This is a genomic window from Pseudomonas sp. B10(2017) (assembly GCF_002113295.1).
Classification (GTDB): domain Bacteria; phylum Pseudomonadota; class Gammaproteobacteria; order Pseudomonadales; family Pseudomonadaceae; genus Aquipseudomonas; species Aquipseudomonas pudica.
Genome location: NZ_NEJU01000001.1, coordinates 218,871 through 231,607, shown reverse-complemented (window position 1 = coordinate 231,607; position 12,737 = coordinate 218,871). Strand labels below are relative to the sequence as shown.

The 12,737-nt window shown below is 62.5% G+C and carries 12 protein-coding genes; 10 read left to right on the top strand and 2 right to left on the bottom strand.

Going from position 1 to position 12,737, the window contains the following annotated elements; genetic code table 11:
- Positions 1-59: 59 nt before the first annotated feature.
- Positions 60-473 carry a DUF1294 domain-containing protein gene (locus tag CAF92_RS01110; RefSeq protein WP_046616618.1) on the bottom strand — a complete coding sequence of 138 codons (414 nt, stop codon included), beginning with the start codon at positions 471-473 and terminating at the stop codon, positions 60-62.
- Positions 466-1,296 (bottom strand): undecaprenyl-diphosphate phosphatase, encoded by an 831-nt coding sequence (locus tag CAF92_RS01105; protein WP_085598567.1) that lies wholly within the window; start codon positions 1,294-1,296, stop codon positions 466-468. Before CAF92_RS01105 ends, CAF92_RS01110 begins: the two co-directional genes overlap by 8 nt.
- Positions 1,297-1,595: 299 nt before the next feature.
- Here CAF92_RS01105 and mcpP point away from each other — a divergent pair, with 299 nt between their 5' ends.
- The 10 genes from mcpP to CAF92_RS01055 all read left to right on the top strand — a co-directional run bounded on the left by mcpP (position 1,596) and on the right by CAF92_RS01055 (position 12,675).
- Positions 1,596-3,230 carry a methyl-accepting chemotaxis protein McpP gene (mcpP, locus tag CAF92_RS01100; protein WP_085598565.1) on the top strand — a complete coding sequence of 545 codons (1,635 nt, stop codon included), beginning with the start codon at positions 1,596-1,598 and terminating at the stop codon, positions 3,228-3,230.
- 294 nt (positions 3,231-3,524) lie between these two features.
- Entirely contained in the window at positions 3,525-4,091 is a 567-nt protein-coding gene (gene pnuC, locus CAF92_RS01095; protein WP_085598563.1) for a nicotinamide riboside transporter PnuC, read from the top strand.
- Positions 4,088-4,657 carry an AAA family ATPase gene (locus tag CAF92_RS01090; protein WP_085598561.1) on the top strand — a complete coding sequence of 190 codons (570 nt, stop codon included), beginning with the start codon at positions 4,088-4,090 and terminating at the stop codon, positions 4,655-4,657. Before pnuC ends, CAF92_RS01090 begins: the two co-directional genes overlap by 4 nt.
- A gap of 298 nt (positions 4,658-4,955) precedes the next feature.
- Positions 4,956-5,390 carry a hypothetical protein gene (locus CAF92_RS01085; protein WP_085598559.1) on the top strand — a complete coding sequence of 145 codons (435 nt, stop codon included), beginning with the start codon at positions 4,956-4,958 and terminating at the stop codon, positions 5,388-5,390.
- A gap of 1 nt (position 5,391) precedes the next feature.
- A complete protein-coding gene (locus CAF92_RS01080) occupies positions 5,392-5,970 on the top strand; it encodes an adhesin (protein WP_085598557.1) in 579 nt (192 codons plus the stop codon).
- Between the two features lie 48 nt (positions 5,971-6,018).
- Positions 6,019-7,470 carry a heme utilization protein gene (locus CAF92_RS01075; RefSeq protein ID WP_085598555.1) on the top strand — a complete coding sequence of 484 codons (1,452 nt, stop codon included), beginning with the start codon at positions 6,019-6,021 and terminating at the stop codon, positions 7,468-7,470.
- 62 nt (positions 7,471-7,532) lie between these two features.
- Positions 7,533-8,213, top strand: coding sequence for a C39 family peptidase (locus CAF92_RS01070; protein WP_085598553.1), 681 nt, complete (start codon positions 7,533-7,535; stop codon positions 8,211-8,213).
- 44 nt (positions 8,214-8,257) lie between these two features.
- Positions 8,258-9,010, top strand: coding sequence for a hypothetical protein (locus CAF92_RS01065; RefSeq protein ID WP_085598552.1), 753 nt, complete (start codon positions 8,258-8,260; stop codon positions 9,008-9,010).
- 46 nt (positions 9,011-9,056) lie between these two features.
- A complete protein-coding gene (locus CAF92_RS01060) occupies positions 9,057-10,337 on the top strand; it encodes a hypothetical protein (RefSeq protein WP_085598550.1) in 1,281 nt (426 codons plus the stop codon).
- A 136-nt stretch (positions 10,338-10,473) separates the two neighbouring features.
- Complete coding sequence (locus CAF92_RS01055; RefSeq protein ID WP_085598548.1) at positions 10,474-12,675, top strand: LTA synthase family protein; 2,202 nt, start codon at positions 10,474-10,476, stop codon at positions 12,673-12,675.
- Positions 12,676-12,737: the final 62 nt, after the last annotated feature.

The window sequence follows — 12,737 nt, the reverse complement described above, 5'->3', positions numbered from 1 at the left end:
GGGCAGTGAAAACCCTGCGGGAGCGGGCAAGCCCGCGAAGAGGCCGACACAGTCACATATCAACTGAAGGGCAGATACCGCCCGCCAAGAAACAGCCAGTCCGCCCAGAACACCTGGTGCACCAGCACAATCCCCCAGAACACCAGCTGGTACGACAGCTTGCGCGTCTTGTGCCGATACAGCTGCTGCGCCAACAGCGCCCCCGGCCAGCCGCCCAGCAGCTCACTGGCATGCAGCACCTTCTCGGGCGTACGCCAGGCCTGGGTACGCGCCTGCTGTTTATCCTGCCAATACAGCAACAGGCTGATCAGGCTCATTGCCGGGTACAGCGCCAGCGGCCACCAGGCCTGGTCGACCCAGGCCATGCGCGCCGCGCCCAGGCCCGGCAGCAGGCACAGCAGGCCCAACAGCACCAGTTTCAGGCGCACATTGCGTACGCCCTCCCCCCTTTGCCTACGTGCCACCTCAGCCATGAGCCGTCGCCCAGTCAACCCAGCCGAACTGCCAGGTCGCCAGAATCAGCAGACCAAAGGCAATGCGATACCAGGCGAACACCGCGTAGCTGTGGTTGGCAATGAACTTGAGCAGCCCGCGCACGGCAATCATGGCAAAGATGAACGAGGTCACGAAGCCGATGGCAAATACCGGCAGGTCGCCGGGCTGGAACAGGTCACGGTACTTGTAGCCCGAATACACCGCCGCGCCGACCATGGTCGGCATCGCCAGGAAGAACGAGAACTCGGTCGCCGCCTTGCGCGACAGGCCGAACAGCAGGCCACCGATAATGGTCGAGCCGGAGCGCGAAGTGCCCGGGATCATCGCCAGGCACTGGATGAAGCCGATCTTCAGCGCGTGGCTCCAGCGCATGTCGTCCACATGGTCCACCTCCACACGGTGCTCGCGGCGCTCGGCCCAGAGCATGATCACCCCGCCCACCACCAGCGCAGCCGCCACGGTGACCGGGTTGAACAGGTATTCGTGAATCAGGTCGGCGAACAGCACGCCCAGCACCACTGCCGGCAGGAAGGCCAGCAACAGGTTACCGGTGAATCGCCGCGCCGTGGGCTGGCTGGTCAGGCCGAAGACCACGTCGAAGATCTTGCCGCGAAACTCCCACACCACCGCCAGGATCGCCGCCAGCTGAATGATGATGTTGAAAGCCATGGCCCGTTCGCCACCAAACCCGATCAGGTCGGCGACGATGATCTGGTGGCCGGTGCTGGAGATCGGCAGAAACTCCGTCAACCCTTCGACCACACCTAAGATGATTGCCTGGAAGGCAGTCCAAAAATCCATCGTTCCCCCGATGAAGCGCTGCTCGTTGCAGGCCCCTTGTTCTTGATTTGCTTGAAGTTGCCGCACGCGGCCCGGCTGTTTTACAGCGACTGTTGGGCGCAATGCCAGTAGAAAAGTTCACGCCGCCTAAAGGTTTCATGTTGCGCGGCCGAAATCCTGACAGAGCGCCTTTGCAATCGCCTAGTACAACCTGCTGCAGACTATTGAATGAATAGCACTTAGCCATTAGTCGAGTGGGGACCTGGCGCAAAGCATGCTTGGATGGGCCTGAATAAAAAGAACAATACGGGAGCTGTGGTATGAAAACCCTGAGATCGATGTCTATCAGCCGCCGCCTGTGGCTGATCCTTCTGGTGGCGGTGGCCATGCTGGTGGTATTGGGCCTGCTGATGCTGCGTCAGATCCACGGTGACCTGTACCAGGCCAAAGCGGAAAAGACCCGCCACGTGGTGCAGACCGCAGCCGGTGTGCTGGCCTATTACCAAGGCCTGGAGGCAGCCGGCACGCTCAGCCGAGAAGCGGCCCAGCAACAGGCACTGCAAGTGGTACGCGCGCTGCGCTACGACCAGAACGACTACTTCTGGATCAACGACCTGGGGCCGAAGATGATCATGCATCCGGCCAACCCCAAGCTCGACGGCCAGGACTTGTCAGCCATCCGCGACCCCGACGGCTTTGCCGTGTTCAACGAGATGGTCGCCCTGGCCCGGCAGCAGGAGGGCGGGCCGGTCAATTACCGCTGGCCCAAGCCTGGGGCCAGCGAGCCGGTGGCCAAGACCTCCTACATTCAACTGTTCAAGCCCTGGGGCTGGATCATTGGTTCAGGCGTGTATGTCGACGATGTGCAGGCCGAATTCACCCGCCAGTTGCGCGACGCCTCGCTGGTAGGCGTGGCCATTGCCCTGCTGATGGCGCTGGTGGTCATGCTGATTGCCCGCAGCATCGCCCGCCCGTTGCAGGAAGCGGTGCAGGCCATGGGCAACATCGCCAGCGGCGAAAGCGACCTGACCCGCCGCCTGGACACTCATGGCCGTGACGAAATCACCCACCTGGGCGAACACTTCAACCGCTTCAACGGCAAGCTGCAGGGCGTGGTCGGCCAGTTGCAAGGGGCGGCCCATGCCCTGGCTCGGTCCGCCGGGCATGTCGGCGACAATGCCGGTGCCGCGCAACAGCACAGCGCCCAGCAATCGCTGCAGATGGACCAGGTGGCCACCGCGGTCAACGAAGTGACCTACGCCGTGCAGGACGTGGCCAAGACTGCCGAACAGGCCGCTGGTGAAATGCGCACTGCGCAACAACAGGTAGCCCAAGGCCAAGAGGCCATTCACGGCAGCCTGGCACAGATCGACCGGCTGTCGCTGACCATCGACCAGGCCGTGCAGGTGATACGCGACCTGGCCGGGCACAGCACGCGCATCGGTGGTGTGCTGGACGTGATCCGCTCCATCGCCGAACAGACCAACCTGCTGGCGCTGAACGCAGCCATCGAGGCAGCGAGGGCCGGCGAGCAAGGCCGTGGCTTTGCCGTGGTCGCCGACGAGGTGCGCCTGCTGGCCCAGCGCACGGCGCAGTCGACGGCCGAGATCCATACCATGATCGAGCACCTGCAAAGTCAGTCGGACGCTGCGGTCAGGGCCATCGACACCAGCAGCGAGGCCTCGCGCCAGACTGTCGAGCAGGCCCGCGAGGCCGGTGCAAGCCTGGATGCCATCAACCAATCGCTGAACAACCTCACGGCGTTGAATGCCTCCATCGCCAGCGCCACCTTGCAGCAGTCGCACGTGGTAGAGGAGATCAATCGCAACGTGCTGGATACTGCCGGGTTGTCGCAGCAGACTGCCGATGCGGCGCGGCAGTCCAGCGATGCCGGGATGGCGCTGGGGCAGCTGAGCGAAGAGCTGGAGCAGTTGTTGCGGCAGTTCCGGGTATAAGACCAGGCCCCTGTGGGAGATGGCCAAGCCCTTTGGGCTGTGCTGTCGCGTAGATAACTGAAATTGCAGGCAATCCGCATACCTTGTGGGAGCGGCTTTAGCCGCGAAGAACCCAGCGCGGTGCTTGGCACCGGCTGCGCCGGTGTTCGCGGCTAAAGCCGCTCCCACAGTATCCCTGCTGACTCAAAGCTATGTGCAGTCCTATGGGAGTGGCCCCAAAGGCCAACGCCCTACACCTTCCCCGGCCGACCCGTTACAATCGCGCCCCTCCCCCGTAGCCTCCAAGGATCGCCGATGTCCGGCCTTGAACTTATCGCCGCCGTACTCGGCGTCACCGCTGTCTGGCTCACGGTCAAGCAGAATGCCTGGTGCTGGCCCATCGGCCTGGTCATGGTGCTGATCTATGGCTGGCTGTTCTACGAGGTGAAGCTGTACTCGGGCATGCTGCTGCAACTGGCCTACGCCATCTTGCAGGTCTACGGCTGGTGGCAATGGAAGCGCCCGGGCCATGCTGAAGACGCCCGCCAGGTCACTCGCCTGCGGCGCCCGGCATTGCTCGTCGGCCTGGCCGGTGGGGTACTGCTGAGCGCCACCCTTGGCGCAGCCATGGCCACCTGGACCGACGCCGCCCTGCCCTGGCTGGACGCGACCCTCACCGGCTTCAGCCTGGTGGCACAACTGTGGATGGCGCAGAAGCGCCTGCAGTGCTGGCCGCTGTGGGTAGTGGTCGATATCGTCTACGTGGGCCAGTACCTGCACCAGCAGCTGTACTTCACCGCAGGGTTCTTCGCCGTGCTTACCCTGATTGCCGTGCGCGGCTGGCTGGAATGGCGCCGTGACCCAGCGTTGGTGCAGCCATGAGCGCGGCGCAATCCATGAAAGTACTGGTGCTGTGCGGCCCGGAGTCCAGCGGCAAGAGCTGGCTCAGCGGCGTGATCCAGGCATATTTTGGCGGCGTGGTGGTTGGCGAATATGTGCGCCACTTCATCGACCAGGAATGCCGCGATACGTGCTATGCCGATATCCCCACCATCGCCCGCGGCCAGTTGGCGTGGGAGGACCGCGCACGCGAGCAGGCACCGTCGCTGCTGATTCTCGACACCAACCTGCTCAGCAACATGCTCTGGAGCCATGCTCTGTTCGGCGACTGCCCGGCCTGGCTGGAACAGGCGCTGCTGGCACGGCATTACCACTTGCACCTGCTGCTGAGCCCGCAAGGCGTGGATTGGGTCGCCGATGGCCAGCGCAGCCAGCCCGAACTGCGCGACCGCCAGCGCTTTTTCGACGAGAGCCTGCACTGGCTGCAACGGCATGATCAGGCGTACAAGATAATTGAAGGCAATTGGCCGCAACGCCAGTTGCTGGCACTACAAACAGTGGCTAAGCTCGTTGGTAGCGATACGCCATCCTGCCCTACCGAGTGTTAACCCACTGACACACCCCCAAGGGGCGAAGCCCCTGAAAACATGGGCCCTCGCGGGGCCTCGAAAGTAGTGTCAAGGCGCTGAAACACTCCTGCAAAAACCCTTCCAATCAAGGCCGACACTGGCTTTGCCCGCACCGCCAGCGGCTGCCTGTTTCAATCCTGAGACAGAATACGCCGCAGCTTGTCATGGTACTCACCTTAACCTTTTGATCTGCAAACGCTTCTCAAAAGCGGCACACCTTCTGCTCCCTCGTTCACATCGCTGATCAAGGCCAGCGCTCATTGAAGGAGTTGCCGTCGTGAGGAAAACTGACAAACGCCTCTATTACCTGTTGCTGATGGGCTCTGTGCTGGGCTCGTTGAGTCTTACGACCCAGGCCGACAACGGCATCATCGTGATAACCCGTGACGTGCAGACACGCAACGCCGTTGTCCCGCCGTTACGACCCGACCCCAACCCCACCACCGTCAATGCCAACCCTTCCGCGCACATCCTCAAGCAAACCAACGAACTGAGTGATGGCGACTTCGCCAACATCAGCAGCGGTGCGGGTATCAGCACCTTGATTACCCAGCAGACCAACAACCTGGGCGGCAACCTCAACAACCAGTCCCAACTGCCCAACCTGGCCGGTGGCCGCGGCACGGGCTCGGGCAATGGCATCTCGAACATGGTCAATTCGAGCGTACAGCGCGGCCTGGCACCGCTGCAGATCCTGACCGGAGGCAAGTGAGATGAAGCACACGCTGCTGATCCTGGTCACGCTGTGCAGTACATCGACCTTCGCGCAATCCCCGGTTCCCGTGATCAACAACGCCGACGTCGACAGCTCGGGCAGCCGTTACCAGGGCAACCTGTCGGTCAACCAGGCGGCCGGTGACCAACAGCAACAGGCCAACGCGCGCGCCTTCGCGGTGGGGCCCGAGGCCAGCGCCACCACGCAGATTCGCCAGCGCCTGAACACCCCCGCAGCCCCCACAATGAACGCACGCTCGACCATACAGGGCGACGCCTTCAGCAACGGTAGCGGCGCACTGGGGGTCAACCAGAGCGCCGGTGCCAACACCCAGCAAGCCAACGCACTGAGCATCAGTATCGGTGCCCAGCCGCAAACCATCGACGACAGCGTCCTCATGCAACAGAACGTGGCGCTGCTCAACAACTCCGGTCCGATTGACACTTCAACTGGCCATCGCCAGGTCACCACCAGTGACCAGGCCTTCACCGGTAGCCGTGGAGTGATTCAGTTGAACCAGAGTGCCGGGGTGGGAAACCGCATGGCCAACACCCTGAGCATCCGGGTCGCGGATTGACCCTTCCAGTCAAGAACGACACTTAACCTAATCGTACGGAGAATCACCATGAAACCCTCGATGGCAATCAAGCCTCTGGTTTTCGCAATTGCTGCGGTCATGGCTGTTGCTGTACAAGCTGATCAGAACGACCGGCGTGGCGGGCACCACAATGGTCACCACAATAACGGGCATCACACCCCTCCTCCCACCAGGATCCCTGTGTATGCCACAGCCAACGCCATGGACAGCCAAAGCAGCACGGGTAATACCATCACCAACCAAGGCACCATCAACGAAGCCGAAATGAGCAGCTCGGCCACGGGCGCAAGCGGCAACGTGGGTGTCAACGTGGCAGCCGGTAACGGCAACCAGCAGGACAATGCTGCGGCCATTGCCAATGCATCGTCCGAGTCCAGCCTGGACAACAGCTTCGTGTTCGGCACCGCCGAAGCCACCGCTGATGTGCGCCAGTTCAGCAACAATAACCGTGTCGACAACTGGTCCACCCAGAACTCAGCGGTCATGACCGGCTCGGCCGATGGTGCGGAGGGTAACGTCGGCATCAACATCGCTGGCGGCGACCTGAACCAGCAGAAGAACACCATGGCCATCGCCAACACCGGCGCCCCGCTGGGCAATGCCACTGCCACCGCCACTGCCGACCAGAACGGCCCAGGCCTGACGGTGAACAACGGCGCCGACCGCACCTACCGGGTGGATACGCTGACCATCACCACTACCAAGAGCGGCTCCAGCTCGCGTGAGGGCACGTTCAATTCGACTGACGACCGCAGCTCGTCCTCGAGCTTCAGCGTGGCCGGCTCGCAAAGCGCCAGCTCCAGTGGGTCCAGTGGCTGGAACTCCAGCGGTTCGAGCAGCATGAACGCCAGTGGTTCGCGCAGTTCCACTGCCAGCGGCTCCAATAGCTGGAATGCCAGTGGTTCCATGGCCAGCAACGCCAGTTCGTCCAGCAGCTCCAGCCTGAACGCCACCCTGGCCGCTGCTGCCGATGCGACCCGTACCGTAACCACCGATGACGGCCGTCGCGAGCGTACCCGCACCGACAGCTTCGATGCCTCGCTCAATGCCTCGCTCAATGTGGATGTCGACCGTTCGCGGGAAAGCTCGCACGACGCGTCGTTCGAGAAGGCGTTCGACTCGTCGTACGACAAGGCCCGCCAATCGAGCTATGAGAAGTCTCGCGACTCCTCGTATGAGAAGGCTCACGAGTCGTCCTATGCCAATGCATCGGAATCGGCGTTTGAAAAGTCTGGCGAGAAATCGTCTCAATCGTCGAACGACGTGTCGAAGAGCTACAGCGAAAGCAGTGCCTACGACTTGAGCAATACCGTGTCCTTCCAAGTGCTGACCCCGACCGGCTGGGCCAACCCTGTTACCAACACTGCAACCCTTAGCGGTTCGGTGAACGGTGGCAGCGGCAACCTGGGCGTGAACGTGGCGGCCGGTGTGGGCAACCAGCAGAGCAACTCGCTGGCCATCTCCAACACCTCGTTCTGATCGCTGTGCTTGAGGCCCCCTTCGGGGGGCCTTTCTTCAACAGAACCGGAAGGCATCCGATCATGCGCATCATTGCCCTGGCGTTTTTGCTGTGCCTGGCCAGCGTGAGCGAAGCGGCACAAATGCCGCTGTCCGTCCTGCCGGGCGGCGCCGTGGTGTTCAAGCCCATCCAGAGCATACGCGAGCGCAAGTTCGCCGACCTGGTGCAACAGAAGACCGACTTCAGCTGCGGCGCAGCCGCGCTGGCCACCATCCTGCGCCAGGCCTACTGGCTGGACGTGGACGAACAACAGATCATCGAAGGCATGCTGGCCCACGCCGACCAGGACCTGGTGCGCACGCAAGGCTTCTCGATGCTCGACATGAAACGCTACGTGGAAAGCCTGGGGATGCGTGCCCGTGGCTACCGGGTGGCACCCGAGACCCTGCACAGCGTGCGGATTCCGGTCGTTGTGCTGATGGAGGTGCGCGGCTACAAGCACTTCGTGGTCATGCAGAAGGTCGACAAGGGCTGGGTGTACATCGGTGACCCGGTACTGGGCCACAAACGCTACAAGGTCGACGATTTTCTCAAGGGCTGGAACGGCATCATCTTCGCCGTCATCGGCCAGGGCTACGACAAGAACAATGTCCTGCTCGACCCGCCGCTACCCCTGACTGCCAAGGGCCGGGTGAGCAACTTCACTCCGGTACGTGATGCAGAACTGCTGGATTTCGGGTTCATCAAAAGCGACTTCTTCTAACTTCTTGCAACGACAAGGAGCACGAGGCTCCGGGGAGTACCCCAATGAAGAATGCATTCTGGCTTGCAATTGCATGCCTGACCGTCAGCCTTCCTACCCATGCCGAAACGTTCAAGCCCATCGAGTTGAAGGACCACGAGCTGGCGAGCCTGCGTGGCCGCTACGTGATGCCCGGGCGGATCGTGAGTTTCGGTATCGTCATGTCCAGCACCTGGCAGAATGCCAAAGGGGACGTAATCGGTGCGACGAGCACGATGCAGATTCAGCAGTCGACCATCAAACCGCAATTCTATGTGTCGTTGGTTGACGAAAGCGGCACTGGCACGGCATCTGCTGGAGCCACGGCACCGGGTACCGGTACCGTTACAGGCGGTGCCGGCCTCAACACCACAGAGGGTGTGACCCAGGTGGTACGCGCAGCTGGCGACAACAATACCGCCTACAACAATGTTGCGATCAATGTCTCCAAGGCCGACCAGGCGCCCACCGGGCAGCCACAGGGCCAGGCGCTGGCCAGCGGCCAGACGCTGACGGGGGCAAACGGCGCAGGTGCGCTGAGCGTGTCCGCCAGCGGCGCAGGGGTGCAGTTCAACATCAGTGCCAGCAACAACCAGGGCAGCAGCATGCAGCGCCTGGCGCAGGGTGGCCTGATGCAGAACTCGACGCTGCTGGGCAATGGCAACCGGGTCAATAACGTCACCACCCTCAATGTGGTGATGCGCGAAAGCGTGCCAACCGCCGCGTCGCTGAACGGTAGCCTCGATCAGCTCAAAGGTCTTCGCACATTTGGATACTGATCTACGCTCAGTCTCATCAAAAGTAGTCGGCAGGGACGGCAATTCCATGCACCGATCTTTATCGCTCAAAGCTTTTGTGTGTTTGACCACCTTGGCCCCGGCCACATTGCTCTACGCCGCAGCCGACCCTCAGGTCGAGGCTCTCAAGCAGGAACTGATGGAACTGAAACGCCGCTACGAAGCCCAGCAGCAAGCGCTGATGGTGCTGGAGCAGCGCGTGCGCCAGGTAGAGGAAACCCCGACAGCACCACCGCCCAAACGCCTGGTCAAGTCCCCGGCTGAAGGGGTCAAGGGCGCACAGACGGTGGCTTCGGGCGCACCGGGTACCACCGGCAGCTCCTATGGCCAGGCGCTCACCGCTGACGCTGAACCGGCTCAGAGCGTGTCCAACCTGTACGACGAGGCCAGCGGCTTTTTCGGCGGCGGCAAGTTCAGCTTCGAGACCGGTGTCACCTATACCCATTACGATACCCGGGCGCTGGTGCTCAACGGCTTCCTGGCACTGGACTCGATCTTCCTCGGCAGTATCAACCTTGACCGGGTGAAGGCAGATAACTGGACCCTGGACATGACTGCCCGCTACAACCTCGCCCAGCGCTGGCAGTTCGATATCAACGTCCCGGTGGTGTACCGCGAATCCACCTACTCTTCCGGCGGTGCAGGGGGCGCCGGGGCGAGCACCTCGGACGAAACCGTAACCCGCGACCCAGAGATCGGCGACGTCAACGTCGGCATCGCCTACAAGTTCCTCGACGAAGACGAGACCTGGCCTGACGCCGTCGCTACCTTGCGCATCAAGGCGCCGACCGGCAAAGACCCTTATGGCATCAAACTGCGCCAGGTCGAAGGCAACGACAACCTGTCGGTACCGGAAAGCCTGCCGACCGGCAACGGCGTCTGGTCGATCACGCCGGGCATCTCGCTGGTCAAGACGTTCGACCCGGCCGTGTTGTTCGGCAGCCTGTCCTACACCTACAACATGGAGGACTCGTTCAGTGACATCAGCCCACAGGTCAACAGCAAGGTGCCCGGCGATGTGAAGCTGGGCGACTCGTGGCAGATCGGCGGCGGTATCGCCTTTGCCCTGAACGAGAAGATGAGCATGTCGTTCTCGGTGTCCGACCAGTTCGCCCGCAAGAGCAAGATAAAACCGGATGGCGCCGACTGGCAGTCGATCTCCAACAGCGACTACAACGCAGCCAACTTCAACATCGGCATGACCTTCGCCGCCACCGACAACCTGACCATCGTGCCCAACCTGGCCATTGGTCTGACCGATGACGCACCGGACTTTTCCTTCAGCCTGAAATTCCCCTACTACTTCTGATACTTGCCATCGGCCGGGCCTGCGCGAACGGGCCCCGCGCCTGGTTACCAACCCTGCCCCGGCCCGCCTTCCCTGCCGTGGCCTGTTATCATCAAGCACAGTTGCATGACGATTTAATGGCAAAAGGGATGTTTTTGTGAAGAACCTGTCAGACCACCCACGTACCCGGCTTGTCGCCCTGGCGGCCCTGGTACTGGTGATCCCACTGGGTACGCGCGCCATGCTGGGTTGGTCCAACCCGCTCGGTTACCTGTCCGACCTCGCCCTCGGCAGCTTGCTGGTCTTGCTGCTGCACCGTCGGCCGTGGTGGCTGGCGCTCCCCGTATTGCTGGCCTGGTCGGCCCTTTGGGTGGCTTCGGCCGAACTGGTGAGCGCGGTGGGCCGTTTGCCTACCAGCGCCGACCTGACCTACCTGCTCGACCCGCAGTTCATGGAAAACTCGACCGGTGGCGGCCTGGCCCATGCCTGGCTGCCCTGGGCCATGGGCGCCGGCCTGTTGGCCTGGCTGGCCAGCGCCTGGCGCAGCCGTACCCACCCCAGCCAGCCGCTGCCACGCACGGCCTGGGCCATTCCGCTGCTGCTGTTCGGCGCCCATTGGGGCAGCCAGCAATTGGTACCTTCCGACGCCGACCAATGGCGGCAATACAACCTCACCCACCAGCTGCTGTCGGCCGGAGCCGGCAACCTGCAGCGCCAGGTCGAAGACTGGATGGGCCGGACACAAACTTTCACCCCTATGGCCAGCACTGGTCTGACCCAGTCCGACCTGCATGGCCAGCGCCTGCTCGCCGGGCCAGGCAACGCCCGCAACCTGCTGGTCATCACCGTGGAAGGCATCCCCGGGGCCTATTTGCGGCCCAACCGCCAGGCCTTGCACAGCCGCTTCGACGAAGAGCTGATGCCCAAGCTCAGCCAGTGGGCCGAGCGCGGCATGAACACCCCGGACTACGTACTGCACACCCACCAGACCATCCGTGGCCTGTACGCAATGCTGTGCGGTGATTACGACAAGTTGGCCAACGGCACGCCCAAAGGCATGGAACTGCTGACCCAGAACGAACGCAACCAGGCCTGCCTGCCGGCGCAGTTGCGCCAGGCCGGCTTCACTACCCACTACCTGCAAGGCGCCGGCCTGCGCTTCATGGCCAAGGACCGCATCATGCCGCACATCGGCTTTGACGCGGTGCATGGCCAGGAGTGGTTCCGCAACAAGAACTACCTGGACTTCCCCTGGGGCAAGGATGACCGCGCCTTCTTCGAAGGTGCGCTGGATTACGTCGGCCAGCTGCAAAGGCAGGACAAACCGTGGATGCTGACCCTGCTCACCGTGGGCACCCACCAACCGTACTCGGCACCGACCGAGTACCTGGAGCGCTACGACACGCCGAAACAGGCGGCAGTCGCCTACCTGGACGACGCACTCGGTACATTCCTCGACAACCTCGAACGCCAGGGCGTACTCAAGGACACCCTGGTGGTGGTGACTTCCGACGAGTCCCACGGCATCGACGGTGTGCGCCTGGCCTCGTCCTGGGGCTTCAACCTCACCCTGGCACCCGAGCAGGCGCAGTTGCCACGGATCAAGCGCGGTACCTATGGCCATATCGACCTGGCCACCTCCCTGCTCGACTACTTTGCCCTGCCCATCCCCATGGCGCTCGGCGGTCGCTCGCTGTACCGCGACTACGACAGCGGTCGCGAGATGATCTCCTACACCAATGGCATGCTGCGCTATCACGACGGCCAGGGTGTTTTCACCGAATGCGACTTCCAGCAGCGCTGCCGGCGCTACGCCAGCGAGGGCTTCATCGCCGACCAGGCACGTTACCTGGGCCCGGGCGATAGCCTGCTCGGCCAGCAGATCGGCGCCCTTGCCGGGGTGCTCGACCAGTCCCTGCTGCAAACACCGCTCAACCTGCGTTACCAGTTCGGTGGCCCATCGCCGATCCGGCTGCGCAAGCGCATCAAAGATGACTGGGCCGACAACCTGATCGGCGCCCAGTACCTGGAAATGCCCGAGGGTTCGCATACCCGCGTACGGGTAAAGGTACGTTCGCTGGACCCCAGGCGCGCAGCCTATATCCAGCTCAAGGCAAAGCAGCTGGAGCAGGACGTACCGCTGGGCTTGCCTGACGAAGTAAAAGTCACTACCGACGAGCCGCTGGAGATGGAGTTCAGCTTCGACAACCCGACCGCGCGCAAGGCGTTTTCCTTCCATTTGCTGGGCTATGGCGGTGGCCAGGTGGAAATCAGCGACTTCAGCGTGATCACCGCGCTGCCTGGGGAAGATGAAGCAGCGGATGAACTGAGCGAAGGGCATATCGCCCATTCGGGCTGAGCAATACCACTCATCGCCTGGCCGCCGCGGCCTGTCGATCCGACCCGCCCGTGCTCGACTAG

Bases quoted from the DNA above. Each gene is read 5' to 3' on its own strand.
- CAF92_RS01080 (WP_085598557.1), top strand. From the start codon at position 5,392: ATGAAGCACACGCTGCTGATCCTGGTCACGCTGTGCAGTACATCGACC.
- CAF92_RS01060 (WP_085598550.1), top strand. From the start codon at position 9,057: ATGCACCGATCTTTATCGCTCAAAGCTTTTGTGTGTTTGACCACCTTG.
- CAF92_RS01075 (WP_085598555.1), top strand. From the start codon at position 6,019: ATGAAACCCTCGATGGCAATCAAGCCTCTGGTTTTCGCAATTGCTGCG.
- CAF92_RS01070 (WP_085598553.1), top strand. From the start codon at position 7,533: ATGCGCATCATTGCCCTGGCGTTTTTGCTGTGCCTGGCCAGCGTGAGC.
- CAF92_RS01105 (WP_085598567.1), bottom strand. From the start codon at position 1,296: ATGGATTTTTGGACTGCCTTCCAGGCAATCATCTTAGGTGTGGTCGAA.
- CAF92_RS01065 (WP_085598552.1), top strand. From the start codon at position 8,258: ATGAAGAATGCATTCTGGCTTGCAATTGCATGCCTGACCGTCAGCCTT.
- mcpP (WP_085598565.1), top strand. From the start codon at position 1,596: ATGAAAACCCTGAGATCGATGTCTATCAGCCGCCGCCTGTGGCTGATC.
- CAF92_RS01110 (WP_046616618.1), bottom strand. From the start codon at position 473: ATGGCTGAGGTGGCACGTAGGCAAAGGGGGGAGGGCGTACGCAATGTG.
- CAF92_RS01090 (WP_085598561.1), top strand. From the start codon at position 4,088: ATGAGCGCGGCGCAATCCATGAAAGTACTGGTGCTGTGCGGCCCGGAG.
- pnuC (WP_085598563.1), top strand. From the start codon at position 3,525: ATGTCCGGCCTTGAACTTATCGCCGCCGTACTCGGCGTCACCGCTGTC.